The sequence below is a fragment of the Flavobacterium sp. H4147 genome (assembly GCF_029360735.1).
GTDB lineage: Bacteria > Bacteroidota > Bacteroidia > Flavobacteriales > Flavobacteriaceae > Flavobacterium > Flavobacterium endoglycinae.
On record NZ_JARKNB010000001.1, the window covers coordinates 1,619,468 to 1,635,832 of the forward strand.

General features: G+C 32.6%; 23 protein-coding genes and 1 tRNA gene. 14 read left to right on the forward strand and 10 right to left on the reverse strand.

Going from position 1 to position 16,365, the window contains the following annotated elements:
* The first annotated feature begins 116 nt into the window (after positions 1-116).
* From P2W75_RS07065 to P2W75_RS07075, 3 genes are read left to right on the forward strand one after another with little or no spacing between them, the layout of a single operon-like run.
* The gene (locus P2W75_RS07065) at positions 117-1,229 is read left to right on the forward strand and encodes an FAD-binding oxidoreductase (RefSeq protein ID WP_276379808.1); all 1,113 of its coding nucleotides are present in this window, start codon (positions 117-119) and stop codon (positions 1,227-1,229) included.
* Complete coding sequence (mtgA, locus tag P2W75_RS07070; RefSeq protein WP_276379809.1) at positions 1,229-2,011, forward strand: monofunctional biosynthetic peptidoglycan transglycosylase; 783 nt, start codon at positions 1,229-1,231, stop codon at positions 2,009-2,011. The genes P2W75_RS07065 and mtgA overlap by 1 nt, the downstream gene beginning before the upstream one ends.
* Positions 1,995-2,957 (forward strand): lipid A deacylase LpxR family protein, encoded by a 963-nt coding sequence (locus P2W75_RS07075; RefSeq protein WP_276379810.1) that lies wholly within the window; start codon positions 1,995-1,997, stop codon positions 2,955-2,957. Before mtgA ends, P2W75_RS07075 begins: the two co-directional genes overlap by 17 nt.
* Positions 2,958-2,979: 22 nt before the next feature.
* On the opposite strand, the gene P2W75_RS07080 is transcribed toward P2W75_RS07075, so the two are convergent.
* Complete coding sequence (locus P2W75_RS07080) at positions 2,980-3,381, reverse strand: hypothetical protein (protein ID WP_276379811.1); 402 nt, start codon at positions 3,379-3,381, stop codon at positions 2,980-2,982.
* Between the two features lie 529 nt (positions 3,382-3,910).
* Here P2W75_RS07080 and P2W75_RS07085 point away from each other — a divergent pair.
* From P2W75_RS07085 to P2W75_RS07095, 3 genes are all read left to right on the forward strand, one after another.
* A complete protein-coding gene (locus P2W75_RS07085; RefSeq protein ID WP_276379812.1) occupies positions 3,911-4,237 on the forward strand; it encodes a helix-turn-helix transcriptional regulator in 327 nt (108 codons plus the stop codon).
* A gap of 58 nt (positions 4,238-4,295) precedes the next feature.
* Positions 4,296-4,766, forward strand: coding sequence for a DUF6428 family protein (locus P2W75_RS07090; RefSeq protein WP_276379813.1), 471 nt, complete (start codon positions 4,296-4,298; stop codon positions 4,764-4,766).
* Between the two features lie 133 nt (positions 4,767-4,899).
* A complete protein-coding gene (locus tag P2W75_RS07095) occupies positions 4,900-5,319 on the forward strand; it encodes an arsenate reductase ArsC (RefSeq protein WP_207294474.1) in 420 nt (139 codons plus the stop codon).
* Between the two features lie 68 nt (positions 5,320-5,387).
* Here P2W75_RS07095 and P2W75_RS07100 read toward each other — a convergent pair whose 3' ends face one another.
* Entirely contained in the window at positions 5,388-5,783 is a 396-nt protein-coding gene (locus P2W75_RS07100; RefSeq protein WP_276379814.1) for a helix-turn-helix domain-containing protein, read from the reverse strand.
* 298 nt (positions 5,784-6,081) lie between these two features.
* Between P2W75_RS07100 and P2W75_RS07105 the strand changes: the two genes are divergently transcribed.
* The 3 genes from P2W75_RS07105 to P2W75_RS07115 all read left to right on the forward strand — a co-directional run bounded on the left by P2W75_RS07105 (position 6,082) and on the right by P2W75_RS07115 (position 7,517).
* Positions 6,082-6,633: an RNA polymerase sigma factor gene (locus P2W75_RS07105; protein WP_207294476.1), complete on the forward strand. Its 552-nt coding sequence runs from the start codon at positions 6,082-6,084 to the stop codon at positions 6,631-6,633.
* 97 nt (positions 6,634-6,730) lie between these two features.
* Complete coding sequence (locus P2W75_RS07110; RefSeq protein WP_207294477.1) at positions 6,731-7,207, forward strand: hypothetical protein; 477 nt, start codon at positions 6,731-6,733, stop codon at positions 7,205-7,207.
* A 112-nt stretch (positions 7,208-7,319) separates the two neighbouring features.
* Positions 7,320-7,517 (forward strand): hypothetical protein, encoded by a 198-nt coding sequence (locus tag P2W75_RS07115; protein WP_276379815.1) that lies wholly within the window; start codon positions 7,320-7,322, stop codon positions 7,515-7,517.
* Between the two features lie 84 nt (positions 7,518-7,601).
* On the opposite strand, the gene P2W75_RS07120 is transcribed toward P2W75_RS07115, so the two are convergent.
* The 4 genes from P2W75_RS07120 to P2W75_RS07135 form a co-directional block, all read right to left on the reverse strand.
* Entirely contained in the window at positions 7,602-8,171 is a 570-nt protein-coding gene (locus P2W75_RS07120) for a hypothetical protein (RefSeq protein WP_276379816.1), read from the reverse strand.
* A gap of 70 nt (positions 8,172-8,241) precedes the next feature.
* On the reverse strand, positions 8,242-8,826 hold the full coding sequence (locus P2W75_RS07125) for an SMI1/KNR4 family protein (RefSeq protein WP_276379817.1): 585 nt from the start codon (positions 8,824-8,826) through the stop codon (positions 8,242-8,244).
* Between the two features lie 62 nt (positions 8,827-8,888).
* The gene (locus P2W75_RS07130; RefSeq protein ID WP_276379818.1) at positions 8,889-9,917 is read right to left on the reverse strand and encodes an oxidoreductase; all 1,029 of its coding nucleotides are present in this window, start codon (positions 9,915-9,917) and stop codon (positions 8,889-8,891) included.
* A gap of 4 nt (positions 9,918-9,921) precedes the next feature.
* On the reverse strand, positions 9,922-10,377 hold the full coding sequence (locus P2W75_RS07135) for a hypothetical protein (RefSeq protein ID WP_276379819.1): 456 nt from the start codon (positions 10,375-10,377) through the stop codon (positions 9,922-9,924).
* Positions 10,378-10,556: 179 nt separating this feature from the next.
* Between P2W75_RS07135 and P2W75_RS07140 the strand changes: the two genes are divergently transcribed.
* A complete protein-coding gene (locus P2W75_RS07140; protein ID WP_276379820.1) occupies positions 10,557-10,733 on the forward strand; it encodes a hypothetical protein in 177 nt (58 codons plus the stop codon).
* Between the two features lie 62 nt (positions 10,734-10,795).
* Here the strand turns inward: P2W75_RS07140 and P2W75_RS07145 are convergent.
* Positions 10,796-10,872, reverse strand: a tRNA-Ala gene (locus P2W75_RS07145).
* A gap of 195 nt (positions 10,873-11,067) precedes the next feature.
* Here P2W75_RS07145 and P2W75_RS07150 point away from each other — a divergent pair.
* The 4 genes from P2W75_RS07150 (at position 11,068) to P2W75_RS07165 (ending at position 13,467) form a co-directional block, all read left to right on the forward strand.
* Positions 11,068-11,832, forward strand: a complete 765-nt coding sequence (locus P2W75_RS07150) for an enoyl-CoA hydratase/isomerase family protein (RefSeq protein WP_276379821.1) — start codon at positions 11,068-11,070, stop codon at positions 11,830-11,832.
* Positions 11,833-11,955: 123 nt separating this feature from the next.
* The gene (locus P2W75_RS07155; protein ID WP_207294485.1) at positions 11,956-12,132 is read left to right on the forward strand and encodes a hypothetical protein; all 177 of its coding nucleotides are present in this window, start codon (positions 11,956-11,958) and stop codon (positions 12,130-12,132) included.
* A gap of 33 nt (positions 12,133-12,165) precedes the next feature.
* Complete coding sequence (locus tag P2W75_RS07160) at positions 12,166-12,618, forward strand: 6-carboxytetrahydropterin synthase (protein ID WP_073415753.1); 453 nt, start codon at positions 12,166-12,168, stop codon at positions 12,616-12,618.
* Between the two features lie 105 nt (positions 12,619-12,723).
* Complete coding sequence (locus P2W75_RS07165) at positions 12,724-13,467, forward strand: UDP-2,3-diacylglucosamine diphosphatase (RefSeq protein ID WP_276379822.1); 744 nt, start codon at positions 12,724-12,726, stop codon at positions 13,465-13,467.
* Here P2W75_RS07165 and P2W75_RS07170 read toward each other — a convergent pair whose 3' ends face one another.
* From P2W75_RS07170 to P2W75_RS07180, 3 genes are all read right to left on the reverse strand, one after another.
* Positions 13,468-14,679, reverse strand: coding sequence for a cytochrome c3 family protein (locus tag P2W75_RS07170; protein ID WP_276379823.1), 1,212 nt, complete (start codon positions 14,677-14,679; stop codon positions 13,468-13,470). It lies immediately after the preceding gene.
* Between the two features lie 83 nt (positions 14,680-14,762).
* The gene (locus P2W75_RS07175) at positions 14,763-15,119 is read right to left on the reverse strand and encodes a hypothetical protein (RefSeq protein WP_276379824.1); all 357 of its coding nucleotides are present in this window, start codon (positions 15,117-15,119) and stop codon (positions 14,763-14,765) included.
* 258 nt (positions 15,120-15,377) lie between these two features.
* Positions 15,378-16,292, reverse strand: coding sequence for an alpha/beta fold hydrolase (locus tag P2W75_RS07180; RefSeq protein WP_276379825.1), 915 nt, complete (start codon positions 16,290-16,292; stop codon positions 15,378-15,380).
* Between the last annotated feature and the right edge of the window lie 73 nt (positions 16,293-16,365).

Consider the following 16,365-nt stretch of genomic DNA (forward strand, 5'->3'; position numbering starts at 1 on the left):
AGCGTAAGCAAAATTTTAATTGGAATTTGGAATTTAAAATATTGGAATTTATCTAAAAATTGTAATTTAACCCAAGATTGGAATTTGGAATTTAAATATTGGAATTTATCAAAAATATGGAACTAAGCTACTGGGAACTAAAAAACTGGTTCGCAAATATTGATTATACTATTGTAGGCAGCGGAATCGTGGGTCTGCATACCGCATTGCGCTTGCGCGAAAGATTTCCTACTGCTAAAATTCTGGTTTTAGAACGCGGAATGCTGCCACAAGGAGCCAGTACCAAAAATGCTGGTTTTGCTTGTTTTGGGAGTTTGTCTGAAATTATGGATGACCTCAAAACACATTCAGAAGATGATGTTGTGGCATTGATCGAAAAACGCTGGAAAGGACTTCAATTACTTCGAAAAACGCTGGGAGATCAGGCAATTGATTTTAAACCTCACGGCGGATATGAATTATTTTTGAAAGAAGACGAATTTGGGTTTAGCGAATGTGTTTCTAAAATCCCGTTTATCAATGAAATTTTAAAACCGCTTTTTAAAGCCGATGTTTTTTCGAAAGAAGTAGATCGATTTGGATTTTCGAATATTCAGGAGTATTTAATTTTTAATCCGTTTGAAGCACAAATTGATACCGGAAATATGATGCAGGAATTGTTGAAGCAGGCAGTTTCGGCAGATATTTTAATCTTAAATCAGCAGACTGTAAAATCGTATGCCGATGCTGGAAATCATGTTGAAGTTGTCGTAAACGATTTTAGCTTTAAAACCCAAAAACTGCTTTTTGCAACTAATGGTTTTGCAGGTGAATTGACAAAAGGAGAGGTTAGACCAGCACGAGCGCAAGTGCTTATTACAGAGCCAATTCACAATTTAGATATCAAAGGAACGTTTCATTTAGATCGCGGGTATTATTATTTCAGAAATATTAATGATCGTATTTTATTAGGCGGAGGCCGAAACCTTGATTTTGAAGGTGAAACCACAACCGAATTTGGACAGACGAAAATTATTCAAAATAAATTGGAAGATTTACTGAAAAATGTAATTTTACCAAATCAGGATTTTCAGATTGCGCACCGATGGAGCGGTATTATGGGAATTGGAAATAGTAAGAATCCTGTTGTAACGCAACTTTCTGAAAATGTGTTCTGCGGAGTACGTTTGGGTGGAATGGGAGTAGCAATAGGAAGTTTAATAGGAACAGAATTAGCAGATTTAATATAATGGCAGCAACCAAAAAACCAGCACCTAAAAAACCCGCAGCAAGCAAATCTAAACCAAAATCGTCGCCAAAGAAAAGCAATCGATCTTTTGGCGAAAAAGTAAAATGGTTTTTTATCAAAGCCGCTTTGTGGTTTTTTGGCATTTCGATTGCTTCGGTTGTATTTTTTAAATACGTTCCTGTTCCGTTTACACCTTTAATGCTCATTCGCGCCATCGAAAATAAAATGGACGGAAAAGAAGTGTATTTTGACCACGACTGGGAACCAATCGAGAAAATTTCGATGAATCTGCAAAAAGCCGTTATCGCCAGTGAAGATGGAACTTTCTTAACTCATAATGGCTTTGATTTTAAAGCACTTCAAAAAGCATATAAAAGCAACGAACGCGGACGCCGAATTCGAGGCGGGAGTACTATTTCGCAGCAAACGGCTAAAAATGTCTTTTTATGGCAGGGGAAAAGTTATTTCCGTAAAGGTCTTGAAGCATATTTTACGGTCTTGATCGAATTGATCTGGGGCAAAGAACGTATCATGGAAGTGTACTTAAACAGTATCGAAATGGGTGACGGAGTGTACGGAGCTTACGCCGCAACAGAACATTGGTACCGCCGAGATGCTTCGAGTTTAACACCTATGCAGGCAGCAGGTATTGCGGCGATTCTGCCCAACCCAAGAAAATTTAAAGCGACTGGTTCGTCAAGTTATATCAATAGAAGAAAAGAACGAATTGTACGCGAAATGCGTTACGTTGGAAAAATAAATTACAATGGCAAAGAGAAGTAAAAATGCGATTTTTGCTTTTCTGATATTAACCACAACGTTGACTTTTGGACAAGGAAAAACTACTGAAATAGGTTTTATAACCGATAATGATTTATACACATCGTCTAAAAATGATATGTATTACACGAACGGACTTGAAATTTTTTACCGATTTTTAAGCAAGAACAACAACGAGAAAATAAACAAAGAAATCACCGAATTTAGAGTAGGGCAGTATCTTTATAATCCACGATTTATTAATAAAGAAGCTGTTGATATAAACGACCGTCCGTTTGCGGGATATCTTTTTGCTGAAGTTGGAAAAAGCTTTTTCTACCAAAGTGAATCCGTTTTGAAGACTGATTTTCAGGTTGGATTTGTAGGTCCGAATTCGCTTGGAGAAGATTTACAGAAAGGTTTTCACAACATGATTGGCTATAAAAAAGTGTACGGCTGGGATAACCAGATTCATAACGCTTTGGGATTGCAGGCGCATGTTGTCTATTCTAAAAAAATGTTTCCATCAAAACATAACGATTTTATAGATCTTCATTTTCAGTCAGAAGCGAATCTGGGAACTATTTTTACAGGAGTTTCTACAGGATTTATGGCGAGATTTGGATTTAAAAAACTGCTTCCCATATACGATTCGAATATGTACGATGCTTCGGTAAATGCCAATGCACAACCTGATATTCGAGAATTTTATTTCTACGCAGCGCCAAGTGTCAATTATCAATTTTACGATGCTACAATCGAAGGCAGTATGTTTAACGATACAAGTCCGCTTACTTTCGACTTAGAACCGCTTCGTTTTAATGCCGAAGCCGGTTTAAAATACCGACGCAATAATTTCAATATTTCATACTCTTTCATCTACCGCGGAAGAGAATTAAATGATCCAGGAATCGATACCAATTCAGGATATTTTTACGGATCGATTCGATTGGGATTTTTGTTGAGATAGTTTGGTGTGTAAAATTTCTGCTTTATTGTTTGATATAAACTCCTTCCAAATAACTGTTTGAGGTAATTTTTGTATTTGAATTCTTAGTGAAACTAAATGTAGTTTTAGTATCTCCTAATGTATAAATAGCATTATAACTATTATTATTAGATGTCTGTTTAACTTCTGAAGCTATAGAAACGCCGGTATTATATTTATAATAATCGTTCATTACTTCCTTCATTGAAGTCGTTACGCCATTAACCGTATATTTTATATCATCTTCTGTAAAAATATACGTGGTATCTCCATTTGACCATGTTCCAATAATCCACGCTGGCGGATTTGAGTTTGTCTGTTTTTTGTTTTCAGAATTGTCATCGTTTGACGAACATGAAACTAAAGTAAGTATTGTGAATGCGAAAAATAAAATTATCTTTTTCATTGTATTTCTCTATTGAATTATTTGGCAAAAATAACTTGACCATTTATAATGAAATCCCCGTAGAAGATTTATAATGGATAAAATAAGACAGATCTACAAATCAAAAGTTTATTTCTAAATTTTAAGAAATAACTTTTTAAGATAAAGTCCCTACGGGACAATGTTTATGCGGGATATTTGGGATCTACCAATATTTAATATCTACCGATATTAATTTCCACTGTATTAATTCTAACGGATATCTATAAATTCTACCAATATTCATTTCTACGAAATAATCCGCTAGGAGAAATCCGCCACTATTTAATATTTGCCGATATCAATTCGATGCATAATTCCCACGAATATCTATGAATATTAATTCTACCGATAATCAATTTCTAAGAAATGCTCCGCTAGGAGTTTAATATCGGTAGGATATAAACAAACCGCTGAAATGTATCCCATAGGGATTATATTGAATTTTTGAATGAAAATTTTGTATCTCTAATTCTTTTATCGTAATATTGCGATATAAAATTAAAATACGATGGGAGTTACTAAAACAGAGCATTTTACCGAAACACAAAATCAAATTGCTGTAATAGCTAAAGCTTTGGGACATCCTGCAAGAATTGCAATACTTGAATATCTGTTAAAAGTAAATGAATGTATCTGCGGTGATATTGTAAATGAACTTCCACTTGCACAAGCAACAGTTTCTCAGCATTTGAAAGAATTAAAACTTGCAGGTATCATAAAAGGAAATATCTCAGGAAATGCTATTTGTTATTGTATTGATGAGAAAACTATAGAAATATTAAATACTTACTTTTTGAATATCACAGAAACTATTTCGAAATCAAAATGTTGTTAAGACATTTTTTTTGATATGTATTATCGCAATATTGCATTTAACCGATAAAATAGAAAATATGAAATTATCAGAAATAAAACAGATTTTGCCAGAATTACAAAATGTTGAATTTCAATTAGAAAATGGAACTTTTGTACCAGAACATTTTCACGTAACTGAAGTTGGAATTATTAAAAAACATTTCATTGATTGTGGTGGTGTAATTAGAGAAGAACAGGTTGTAAACTTTCAACTTTGGAACGCTAATGATTTTGAACACCGATTAAAACCAGCCAAGTTATTACACATCATAGAGCTTTCTGAATCTAAACTTGGTATTGGAGATTTTGAAATTGAAGTTGAATATCAAAGTGATACAATTGGAAAGTATGATTTGGCTTTTAACGGGAAAATATTTGTTCTTCAAAATAAAACAACAGCGTGTCTGGCTCAAGATTCTTGTGGAATTCCAACAGAAAAAATGAAAGTAAATTTAGGAGATTTAAAAAATGATGTTTCATGTTGCACGCCAAATTCAGGATGCTGTTAAGAAATGAAAATAAAAATCAGTAAATATAAAAAAGTAATTATAATTACCACTTCGATTATTGTATTGCAGCTCATTTTTGGTTTTGATCCCAAATTCTGTATTATAAATATTGTGTGGTTGTTTGTTTAAAATTATGAAAAAGAAAATACTAATACTTTGTACCGGAAACAGCTGTAGAAGCCAGATTGCAGAAGGTTATATGAGATTTTTTGCAGGTAACAAAGCCGAAATTTACAGTGCTGGAGTAGAAACTCATGGAGTAAATCCGAAAGCTGTTTTAACTATGAAAGAAGATGGAATTGATATATCAAATCATACTTCTAACCATATTGATGAATATAATAATATCGATTTTGATTTTGTTATTACGGTTTGTGATAATGCAAAAGAAAGATGTCCTTTTTTTCCAACAAAAGCAGAAAAATTTCATTACAATTTTCCAGATCCTGCAAAGGCAACAGGAACAGATTTAGAAGTAAAAGAAGAATTTAGAAAAGTGAGGCAATTGATAAAAAAATATTGTCAAGATTTTGTCGAGAAAAATTTGAATTAAATATTTTCACCAACAAAAAAGCCATTCCTGAAAAAGAAATGGCTTTTTTGCTATATTAAATTGAAAGACTATTTCTCCTTCAATATTTTCTCTAAGTATTCAACTTTATCTTTTTCGGCTTGAACCAATCGCTCGTAAAGTTCTACAACTTTATCTAAAGGATTAAAGTTGCAAATTGCTCCACTGGCAAAATTTCCAAAATTTCCATGACTATCTGTGAATGTGTTGAAGTAATTAATTACATTTTCTTCTGAAAAACTTTTTATTGCTTCTACCGTTACACCAAGTGCTTTTGCTATTTCGATAAGTTTATCTTCGTCTATAGTTTCGCTGTTTTCTATCGCCGATATAGTTTGCTGGCTTGTACCCATAGCATACGCTAATGCTTCTTGTTTCATGTCGCGAAGTTCACGAATACGGCTTATTTTTCGCCCTATGTGATTTGGTTTTGTTGCTGTGCTCATAATTCAAAGGTATTTAAAATTTGGTTACAAAATAGCCTTTCGTAAAAAACAGCTTTTTTGAAGTAAATTACAATTTTGCTTTATTAGAATGAAACAAAAATACAATTTTTCATACAATTTTAAGATTAATTGATTTTTAAAACACCTAACTTTGCACTAACAAATTGTGTATCAGTTATTCATGTTTTAACTTATATAAATAGATTCGAAATTTGTACCATTGAAAAAAAATGAAAATATTTTGAAAACGTGGGTGATAGTGATTTGATTTTTGGTATTAAGGAAATAAAACGTTTATATGGAAACGATATCTGACAATGATTTACTGAAAGAGCTTAAAACGGGAGAAAGCAAATCGTATAGATTGCTGTATAAGTTTTATTTCCCTTCTGTTGCTTCGTATATAAAGCAAAATAACGGAAATATTGAAGATGCCGAAGATATTTTTCAAGAAGCTATAATGGTATTATTTCAAAAAGTGAAAGAACCTCAGTTTGTTTTAACATCATCTTTAAAAACCTATTTGTATGCTATTTCTAAAAATTTATGGCTCAAAAAACTTCGTGATACTAGAATAAAAATTATCGACGATGAACAAAGTCTGTCAGATTATAAAAAAGAAGTAACATTTTTAGAAACAGAATCGGAAAATTTAAGAGAAGAAAAACTGGAAAATTGGCTGCAAAAAATTACAAGTCATTGCCAGAATATAATCCGAGCTTTGTTTTTTTATGAAGTGCCAATGCAGCATTTGATGGTAAAAATGGGCTGGAAAAATCCACATTCGGCAAGCAATCAAAAACATAAATGTATTCAGCAAATAAAAAAAGTAAAAGAAGATGAGGCGTAAGAGCCTCTTTTTTTTTGAAAAAAAAATATTTTCTTTTTAAATGGGTGACTTTTTTAAATTATGGGTATCAATACTTATAACTTAAAAATAAAGTACGATGTTAAAATTAATTTCTGCCTATATGATAATGGCGGTAAGTTTTCTGTCATACGGACAGCAAACAAAAGGTAATCAATCCACAGCGGTTGAAACGAAAATAATTGCAGTTGTAAACAAAGCCAACTGGTGTAGTGTTTGCAAAGCAAATGGCGAAAGATTTCAAAACAACATTATGCCTTATACTACAAAAGGTGTAGCGATTGTAATTAACGACATGACTGATAAAAATACTATCGAGCAGTCAAAAGAAAACCTGAAGAAATCTTCTCTTTACAAACAGATTTATAAAACCAACCGAAAAGGAGTAGGCCGAATGCTGCAAAGCTGTGGTCTTGTTGACGGAAAAAATAAATCTATGGTAACTGGTATCGTAACTTTTATAGATGCCAAAACGCTTAAAGTAGTAAACGAAACAAGTATCGCAGCTACAGATGCAGAAATAAAAACCATTATTGATAATCTTTTAAAAGCATAAAAAAATGAAAACTAGAACAAAACTAATTCTTTGTATTATTTCAGTAGCCTTAACAGCAATGTGTATTTATCACTTCTGGGGTTAAATTAATTCATATTTAAAAGGAAAAAAAATGAAAGAATCATTAAATGTTTGGCGTATTAAGGAGTTTGAAGGCGATGGAATAAGCTGTCCAATAGTACCTGCAAATTTACCTTTTCATAAAAAATTTATCCTTTTCTTTTTCAGGTTTGGCGTTTGCCCAATGTGTGTTATGATGAGTTTAGGATATAACATTTCGAAACTTTTTAAAAAGAAACTAGCTAATTAAAAGCCTGATAAAATAAAATTCCCCGTAAAGTCACTGATCTTTACGGGGAATTTTTTATTTTCTGATATATTGAAGTAATGTGAATTAATCCAGATTATCTAAATCCATTTCTTTCGCCAGCTGATCCCATTTTTTGTTTAGGAAATTTTTGGTTTGTTCTAAAAATTCTGGATTTACATCTTTTAAGACTTGGGCTTTTGGATTTAATATTGCTTTTCCGTTTTCGAAATAAATATGCGCATGAACAGCATCATCTCCCCAAAAGAAAGGAAAAACAATTGCCATATTTTCTGGACTTTCGGTAACGTACTTTTCCATGCTGATGATAAAAGCAAACATCGGAATCATTTCTGAAAAGTTTTCACTAAAAAACATCATTCCCCAATGCCATTCTTCAGTTGCTTCATCGTAATCAGAAAAAGCCATCGCTTCTGGATAATTAATCCAACCGTCAATAACTTCCTGATTAATGTTGTCATTGTATGTGTAAAGTTCTTTCTGAGTCAATTCTGATTTCGAATACATCTCACGGCTGTCCCAATAGTCAAGCCAGTTTTTGTTTAATTCTGGTTTTTCCAGCGGACTATTTAAAAATTTTTCTAACTGTGGTTTTGTGATTTTGACTTTGCAGTATAATGAACTTAATTCAGACATGATTTTAGGGTTTTGTTGCTAATTATATTTATTGCAAATAAATTTTTGTTGAAATATTTTTTATATCAATTTAGTCCCAACGGCTTAAATTTCCTTGGGCTCTTTCAAAAAGTTCTTCAAGAACATTTTCAAGGGATCTTTCAGGAAGACCTGATTCTAAAAGTTTAAGTAGTTGATTTTTAGTCTTTCCCAAATCATCTTGATGAGAATACAAATTCATGAAATGGCCCTTTTTATCAAAAATAACATACTCTCCGCTTTCATAATTGTCTTCTTCAGACATAATCCAGCCAATACAAGGAAAAGCTTTGTTTATTTTTTCGGTTTCTTCTTCGGTCAGGAGTTCATATTGCTGAAATTCGGGTCTGTCATTTCCCCAAAAAGCAATAATCATATCGATAATTCCGATCGAGTTGTGTTCAAGTTCCGCTCGTTCCTGAATTTGATTAAAAAGATTTTCAGGAGAAAAAATACGGAAGATTTCATCCGATTCTATTCCGCCCACCGTTTTGTAAAAAGTGATTAATTCTTCGGGAATAGGCAGCGAAAAATAAGGCGTAATCATTTCGATTTCCTCATTTGTGGCAGGAGCTAATTCATGGATTTCATCATATTCAAGTTCACATTCAGTAATACGGTTTTTAATTTCTTCCATTGTATATAGTATAATTTTGTAATTGTGATTGTAATTGTGATTGTAATTGTAATTCTTATCTCTTAATGACGATTATCGCACTGCAGATAAATTTCTTCATTTGATTTATCGATAATTGAAATTCCCGGACAGCCAAATGATTCATATAAAAAACCGAACACAACTTCTGGTTTATTTTTAAAAAGCTTCCCCGTCCATTGATTAATTGTTTCTGGACTTTCTTCATAATTTAATGGAGAAGGAGAAGTTCCTTCGCTCTGGCTGTATAATTTTTCAATTATAATTTCTTTTGTTTTAGCATCGGTTACCAAAAGACGTCTGCCAAAAAGAATTTTTCGATTGTCTAAATAATCCTGAAGAAAATAATCATAATTAGCTGTTTTAAAAGCGTAAGTAGTTCCTTTTGAAGTTCCTTTTAACGTTTTTTGATCTTCGCCTTTTAAGGCTTTCGAAGGAAAATCTTTAGCAGTAATTTTTTTCCAGTCAATCGGAACTAATTTTTGTTTCGCAAACGGATTTTCTTTGCCTACATATACGATCGCATCACGATAATATTCGCTGAAACCTTTGAGGTATTTTATATTGATTTCGAAACCAATCATATAATCATAATTGTGATACGGCCAATCTTCTTCAGATGAATATCCGTTTAAATAAGCGGCCGTTTTTAGATTTTTAACTAAAAAAGAAGCGAGTTTATTTTTGGCATAATCATAAACAAATACCGAATCACTTTCAGAAATATTGGTTTTAGATAAAAATCTTTTTCTGTAATTTTTTTCGAACGTAAAATATTGAGCCTTCAGTTTGCCTATTTTTTCAATATTTGGTAACGCAAGTGTATCATTTTCTTCGCCTACAGGATAAATATCCGAAAGGGAAACAAAAGCAACATCGCTGCTATCTTTTGGCATAAGCGTAAATAAATTGATGCTTTCTTTTGGTGAACTTTGTTCTTGGTTTTGTAAAGTATCATTTTCAACAACTGCATTTTCTGCCGAAGGTGTTTCAATGGTTTTATTTTCTTCTTTTTTGCAGGAAACTATAAAAAGAAATGAAATGACAATAATGGCGTGGTATTTTAAATTCATAGGACTATAAAGGTTTAGAAATATTTTTGTGAATAGTATGCAAACTAAATGCCGTAACAGCAGATAACACTAAAATAGGTAAAATAGAGTATGAAATTGTATGTTGTATTTCTTCGCTAAATGTATAAGTGCTCCAAGAAGATTCGCGGTCTACAAAAATGACATAATTCCAGAAAAACCAAACTGCAATTAAAAACAGAAGTTGTAGGCTGTTTTTCCAATAGACATTTTTGATCAATGAAAGAATAAGCAATACAATGATTAAAAATACAGTGGTGAAAATAGAAATAAAATTGACATCGCTAGAAAAAGAACAATCAAGACATTCGCTCGATATTTTTTCGGAAAAACTTCTCATTGCCCAATATATTTCTAAGTAAGTAGCTGTAAACAAAAGTATTGCTATTAAAGTGTATTTCTTTAAAAGATGAATGGTTTTATTTGAAAACGGTTGGCTCATTTGAAAATCTTCGGTAATATTTGTTTACAATTCACACAAAAATATAAAACATTTCTTAAAGAAATATCCTTCAAAAATTATATTGGTTTTAAAACGAAATATAATCAGAAAAGATATGCTTAACCTTTTGATAATATGATCTATAGGTTAATTTTTTACTTTTAATAAAAAATAGAGCTATGGATATCAATTGGACTATAATAGGAATAGTGGCTGCACTGGTAATTATTTTGGTTATTCTAACAGTTAGAAAAAATCAGAAAGAAAAAAAGAAACTAACTGACTTACTGAATAATGATTTCAAAAAAACTGAGGAAGATGAGGTGAATGCTGAGGATTCGGCAGATGAGAAATAGCAATCATAATTTCAATAAAAAGATAAACCCTTGTAAGTTTTACTTTACAAGGGTTTATATTTTGGTGGAGAATACCGGATTCGAACCGGTCGCCTCTACGCTGCCAGCGTAGCGCTCTAGCCAAATGAGCTAATCCCCCTGATTTTGTTTTGTTGAGAATACTGGATTTGAACAGTCGCCTTCCCGATTTTTCATCGGGACGCTCTAGCCAAATGAGCTAATCCCCCAAAATGGTCATAACAAATAAAATCAATTAATTGTCAAAAAACAAATTTCGCAGCGTTTCAGGAGAATTATTTTTCAAAAGCGTAACTTTACCTTTAAATCTATTTTTATGAGTTTAGAAAATCTAAATGGAAGTTTAGAAACTTCTTTTCAAAATACAATTGCAACAGTACAATTTGGGCATCCTGCCAGCAATTCTTTTCCGCGTCAATTATTGGATAAACTTACGGCAGAGATTAATTCGTTGAGCCGAAATGAAACCGTATCTGTTATTGTTTTAAAGAGCGAAGGAGCTAAGGCTTTTTGTTCTGGCGCTTCGTTTGATGAACTTTTGCAGGTTGAAAATGAAGAACAGGGAAAAGAATTTTTTTCTGGTTTTGCTCATTTACTCAATGCAATGCGTAACTGCAGTAAATTAATAATCGGACGTGTTCAAGGAAAAGCCGTTGGAGGAGGAGTAGGAATTATATCGGCCTGTGATTACGTTTTTGCTGCGAAAGAAAGCGATGTAAAATTATCAGAACTCGCCATCGGAATTGGACCTTTTGTAATTGAACCCGCCGTTTCCAGAAAAATTGACAAAACAGCAATGACCGAAATGACGCTGGCGCCACACGAATGGAAATCTGCAGAATGGGCTTTTCAAAAAGGGCTTTTCTCAGTTTTATGCGAAGCATCTGCTTTAGATGCAGAGGTTGAAAGTTATGCTCAAAAACTAAGTTCATACAATCCCGAAGCTTTACACGAAATGAAAAAGATCATTTGGGAAGGAACTGAAACTTGGGAATCGCTTTTATTCGAACGTGCCGCTATAACAGGAAAATTAGTTTTGTCTGATTTTACAAGAACGGCTTTATTACAATTTAAAAAATAATCTTTGGATAATGTCCTGCAAGGTTTTCAAAACCTTGTAGGTTTTTGATTATTACAATAGAAAATTAAATACATTAATATACCTACAAAGTTTTAAAAACCTTGCAGGATAAAAAAAAATAAAATGAAACTCATTTCCCTATTCCAAAACGTAGACGTTGCGGAAAAAATTAAAAATGCTCCAGACAGCGGTTATCAAATAGGCGTTTTGATTGGATCTTTTATTCCGTTTGTTATTTTAATCGGGATTGCTTACTGGCTGTATAACCGTGCTAAAAAAAGAGATGAAAACGGTTATTAATTTGTAAATTTGCAAGCTTAAAATTAAAAATCGATGAGTAATATCAGAATTACAAAACAATTTAGTTTCGAAACCGGTCACGCGTTGTACGGTTACGACGGAAAATGCAAAAATGTTCACGGGCACAGTTATAAATTATCAGTAACTGTTATTGGTTCTCCAATTACGGATCGATCGAATGTGAAATTCGGAATGGTGATTGATTTTTCGGATCTAAAGAAGATTGTAAAAGAAGAAATCGTCGATCAGTTTGATCACGCAACTGTTTTCAATCAGACTACACCGCATGTTGAACTGGCAAATGAATTAAAAAACCGCGGTCATCATGTCATTTTAGTAGATTATCAGCCAACCAGCGAAAATATGGTGGTTGATTTTGCCGAAAGAATCATGGCACGTTTACCAAAAGGAATTTCTCTTTTCTCACTAAAACTTCAAGAAACCGAATCTTCATTTGCAGAATGGTACGCTTCTGATAATTTATAATTAAGTTAGAAGCTAAATGTTTAAAGTTAAAGGTTATAACCGAAAACGAGTAACATTACACTTCTGACTCATAACTCCCCCCAACGTATAACTTCTAACCCATCTATGAAAAAAATATATTTTGCTTCAGATCAGCATTTTGGTGCGCCAACTCCTGAATTGAGTTTACCGCGGGAAAAGAAATTCGTGGCTTGGCTGGATGAGGTTAAAGAAGATGCCGAAGCCATTTTTTTGTTAGGAGATTTATTTGATTTTTGGTTTGAATATAAAACAGTTGTTCCAAAGGGTTTTGTGCGCATTTTAGGAAAACTGGCTGAAATTCGTGACAGCGGAATTCCGATTTATTTCTTTGTTGGAAATCATGATTTGTGGATGAATGATTATTTCGAAACCGAATTGAATATTCCGGTCTATCATGATAATAAAGAATTTACCTTTAACGGAAAAACGTTTTTAATTGGTCACGGAGATGGAAAAGGACCTGGTGATAAAGGATACAAAAGAATGAAAAAAGTCTTTACCAATCCATTTTCAAAATGGCTTTTCCGCTGGCTTCACCCAGATGTTGGTGTAAGTTTAGCTCAATATTTATCCGTTAAAAATAAATTGATTTCTGGCGATGAAGATATTAAGTTTTTAGGCGAAGAAAAAGAATGGCTGATTTTGTACGCTAAGCGAAAGCTGGAAACCAAACACTATAATTATTTTGTCTTCGGACATCGACATCTGCCAATGATTCGTTCCGTTGGTGAAAATTCCGAATATGTTAATTTAGGCGATTGGATTGGCTATTTTACGTACGGCGTTTTTGATGGTGAAAAATTTGAAATTAAAGAATACAAAAAATAATTACTTTTTCGCATTTGGATAAATCCCAATTTTATGCGTTCTCAAAATATAATTCGATAATTGTTTGCTGTTTGAAAGCTGAAAACTAATCGCATTTGATGATTTTTTCGGCATGTGGCATTCAATACAATTATTAGCCATTAACTTCTCAGGCATTATTTTTAAAGTCGTTTCGTTGTGTCGTAATCCTTGGTGACAACTCATACAGATTTTTGAGTACGAAGCCATACTTTTAGAAGCATTTTCATGTGGATTGTGGCATGTAATACAATCCATTTTTTGACTGTTGGCAAAACATTTACTTTGCGCCATTAATCGAAATTGATTTCCATGCACATCAAATTGAGTGGTATCGTTTATACTTCTTGTTTCACGGAAATAATCAGATAAATGATCTCCGGGTTTAAAATCAAAACGAGATTTTAATTTCATACCATCGTTTCCTGCATGACAAAGCGCACAGGCGTCTAGTTTTTGTTCTCTGCTTAAAGTTTTAAAACTCGTAATGCTATTGGCAGCTTTTACGTTTGGATTTTTTAAATGAAATTCAACGTGTTTTTTGGCTGGACCATGGCAGCGCTCGCAGTCAATTCCGTACACAATTGTTTTTTTGTCTACAACATCTTCAACTTCCATTGACATAAAATTTCGGTCTGCCGAGCTTTGATTAAGCGCTCTGGAACTAATATTGGAACTATGGCAAGCATAACAATCCTTAACTACCATTCGGTCAAAATAAGGTTTGTCGGCAGGAAAACCTGGACTTGTAGCCCAATTGTTTATAGAATGGTAAAAAGATACTGGAAGTTCGTAGGTATTGTTGTTTTTCCAGTAAACAGAAGTTTGCGCGTGTTTGGTTCCAAAAACGATTTCAAATTTATATCTCGCTGTTTCTTTGCCGTTTTTATATAAAACCTGATACAAACTATCGCCATCTTTTTCCATGACTAGTCTGGTGTCTTTATCGTAAATGAAAGTATGATTTTTCGAATCGAAATCGCCAGAAACATTTTCTAAAATAGCTGGCGCCGTCGCTTTAAAATGCGAACTTTTGAAAGCCATTTCAGATTGCACTTTATGGCATTGAATACAGCTTTCAGATCCTGCATAATCAGTTCCGCGAGGATCAATATATTCTTCGGATTTGTTATTGCAGCTGACAAAGAGAATTGCCAGAATTGCTAAGGTTAGTCGAAATACAGCTTTTTTCATTGCTGTAAATATACTTTTTTTTGAATGGAATCAAAATATATTTCAATAATGAAAAAATGTTGTTAAAATATTTGCAATACTTCTTAATTCATCCCAACGCCATACACATATTCGTCAAGTTCGATTTTAAATAAAGAACCTTCGACCAAATCTTTAATCGATTTTAATTCGGTCATCGAAACAGCTAAATCTATTGAATTACATGGTGTTTTCAATAGAAATTTATGACAAGAATATTTCATTTCGCAGGTTTCACAACATGTGTTTTCGATCATGCTATCTTCTATTAAATCACAAAAATGATTTAATTCTTGAATGGTAAAATAAAAACCAGTTTCCTTAAAAACCAATTGCACTTTATCGAGAATTGGCTGACTGTTTTGTTTCCAGTAAAAGGCTATTCCAAAATTGTTATGATATATTTGCTCTATTTCTCTCATCGTAAATCCTTTTATTTCAACAAATATAAATATTATTTATATTAATTCTAAATAAAAAAATCATAAAAGTTTGAAAAACTTTTTCACTCGCCAATGCATTATAAGAGCTAAAAAGTTTGGATTTGTTGCGTAAGATGAGGTAGAAATAATTTAGTTCATTCTCTTATTGAATTTAATTCATTCTAGTGAATTAGAAAATTATCTTGAAAGCTCACTTTGTTAAATGAACTTATATTTCTTATATGGTTTAAAAAAAGATTATTTCAGCCAATTTTTTAAGTTGGAAAGAAACGCTGCCTGTTGGTCAACAAATAAATAATGTGAGCAATTATCAAGGAAAGCAAAGTGTTTCTCACCCATTATTGCTTTTATAGAATTAATTTGTGCTGATGAAAAAATGCCATCATCCTTTCCGTAAATTCCATAAATAGGGACGCCAGCAGTTTTGATTTTCTTTAAAAAAGGTCTGCTGTCGATATTGTTTTGTTTTTCATTTTGATAAAAAACCAATGGAGCATTTTTATTTCGAATGTTGGTCTTGTAAAATTCTCCAGCTTCATAATCGGCGTATAGTTTTTTAGATGCTGCAGTTGGATTTGGCATTTTAAAAAAGCCATTTTCTCCTGCAAGTTCGTAACATCCTTTTCTATATTCGGCAGAATTTTTATTTAGATTCTCTACAATACTGATTTTCTTCAATTGTTCAGAATCAGTATTGTATTTTTTCTTCAATGTATTTAAAATATGATCATAGGTTTCTTGTTGCGAAAACAAAGCACCAGCCAAAACCAAAGCGCTCACATTTTGCGGATATTTATTGGTATAAAGTGTTGCAACTAAACCGCCAAAACTATGACCTAATATAATTGCTTTCTTTAAATGATGTGCTGCATAAATCGAATTTAAATCCTGAAAAGCTTCTTCGAAAGTAAATTTCGCATTTGGATCTGCAGATCTTCCTTCACCTCTTCGATCGTAAGCAATTACATAAAAACCTAAATCAGCTAGTTTTTGAGCTGTGGTTCCTTCAAACAAAGTCGCATTGCCGCTTGGTCCGCCGTGAATAAAAATTATAGCTTTATTCTTTTCTTTTCCGTAAGTTTTGATGTAAAGGTTTTGCGCCTGTGCGAAAAGCGAAATAGTAAGAAATAAAACGGTTACTAATGATTTCATTATATAGATTGAAATTCTTTGATAATTTATATTTAACCTGTTGGATGAAAATTTTTTAACACATAGAAACATA

Excerpts from the sequence above, each read along its gene's own strand:
- P2W75_RS07125 (WP_276379817.1), bottom strand. The coding sequence starts at position 8,826 with ATGGAAGAAATTAAAAACCGTATTACTGAATGTGAACTTGAATATGAT.
- P2W75_RS07065 (WP_276379808.1), top strand. The coding sequence starts at position 117 with ATGGAACTAAGCTACTGGGAACTAAAAAACTGGTTCGCAAATATTGAT.
- P2W75_RS07170 (WP_276379823.1), bottom strand. The coding sequence starts at position 14,679 with ATGAAAAAAGCTGTATTTCGACTAACCTTAGCAATTCTGGCAATTCTC.
- P2W75_RS07080 (WP_276379811.1), bottom strand. The coding sequence starts at position 3,381 with ATGAAAAAGATAATTTTATTTTTCGCATTCACAATACTTACTTTAGTT.
- P2W75_RS07120 (WP_276379816.1), bottom strand. The coding sequence starts at position 8,171 with ATGTCTGAATTAAGTTCATTATACTGCAAAGTCAAAATCACAAAACCA.
- P2W75_RS07130 (WP_276379818.1), bottom strand. The coding sequence starts at position 9,917 with ATGAATTTAAAATACCACGCCATTATTGTCATTTCATTTCTTTTTATA.
- P2W75_RS07150 (WP_276379821.1), top strand. The coding sequence starts at position 11,068 with ATGAGTTTAGAAAATCTAAATGGAAGTTTAGAAACTTCTTTTCAAAAT.
- P2W75_RS07095 (WP_207294474.1), top strand. The coding sequence starts at position 4,900 with ATGAAAAAGAAAATACTAATACTTTGTACCGGAAACAGCTGTAGAAGC.
- P2W75_RS07165 (WP_276379822.1), top strand. The coding sequence starts at position 12,724 with ATGAAAAAAATATATTTTGCTTCAGATCAGCATTTTGGTGCGCCAACT.
- P2W75_RS07085 (WP_276379812.1), top strand. The coding sequence starts at position 3,911 with ATGGGAGTTACTAAAACAGAGCATTTTACCGAAACACAAAATCAAATT.
- P2W75_RS07140 (WP_276379820.1), top strand. The coding sequence starts at position 10,557 with ATGGATATCAATTGGACTATAATAGGAATAGTGGCTGCACTGGTAATT.
- P2W75_RS07100 (WP_276379814.1), bottom strand. The coding sequence starts at position 5,783 with ATGAGCACAGCAACAAAACCAAATCACATAGGGCGAAAAATAAGCCGT.
- P2W75_RS07090 (WP_276379813.1), top strand. The coding sequence starts at position 4,296 with ATGAAATTATCAGAAATAAAACAGATTTTGCCAGAATTACAAAATGTT.
- P2W75_RS07110 (WP_207294477.1), top strand. The coding sequence starts at position 6,731 with ATGTTAAAATTAATTTCTGCCTATATGATAATGGCGGTAAGTTTTCTG.
- P2W75_RS07135 (WP_276379819.1), bottom strand. The coding sequence starts at position 10,377 with ATGAGCCAACCGTTTTCAAATAAAACCATTCATCTTTTAAAGAAATAC.
- P2W75_RS07160 (WP_073415753.1), top strand. The coding sequence starts at position 12,166 with ATGAGTAATATCAGAATTACAAAACAATTTAGTTTCGAAACCGGTCAC.
- P2W75_RS07175 (WP_276379824.1), bottom strand. The coding sequence starts at position 15,119 with ATGAGAGAAATAGAGCAAATATATCATAACAATTTTGGAATAGCCTTT.
- P2W75_RS07155 (WP_207294485.1), top strand. The coding sequence starts at position 11,956 with ATGAAACTCATTTCCCTATTCCAAAACGTAGACGTTGCGGAAAAAATT.
- P2W75_RS07180 (WP_276379825.1), bottom strand. The coding sequence starts at position 16,292 with ATGAAATCATTAGTAACCGTTTTATTTCTTACTATTTCGCTTTTCGCA.
- P2W75_RS07075 (WP_276379810.1), top strand. The coding sequence starts at position 1,995 with ATGGCAAAGAGAAGTAAAAATGCGATTTTTGCTTTTCTGATATTAACC.
- mtgA (WP_276379809.1), top strand. The coding sequence starts at position 1,229 with ATGGCAGCAACCAAAAAACCAGCACCTAAAAAACCCGCAGCAAGCAAA.
- P2W75_RS07105 (WP_207294476.1), top strand. The coding sequence starts at position 6,082 with ATGGAAACGATATCTGACAATGATTTACTGAAAGAGCTTAAAACGGGA.
- P2W75_RS07115 (WP_276379815.1), top strand. The coding sequence starts at position 7,320 with ATGAAAGAATCATTAAATGTTTGGCGTATTAAGGAGTTTGAAGGCGAT.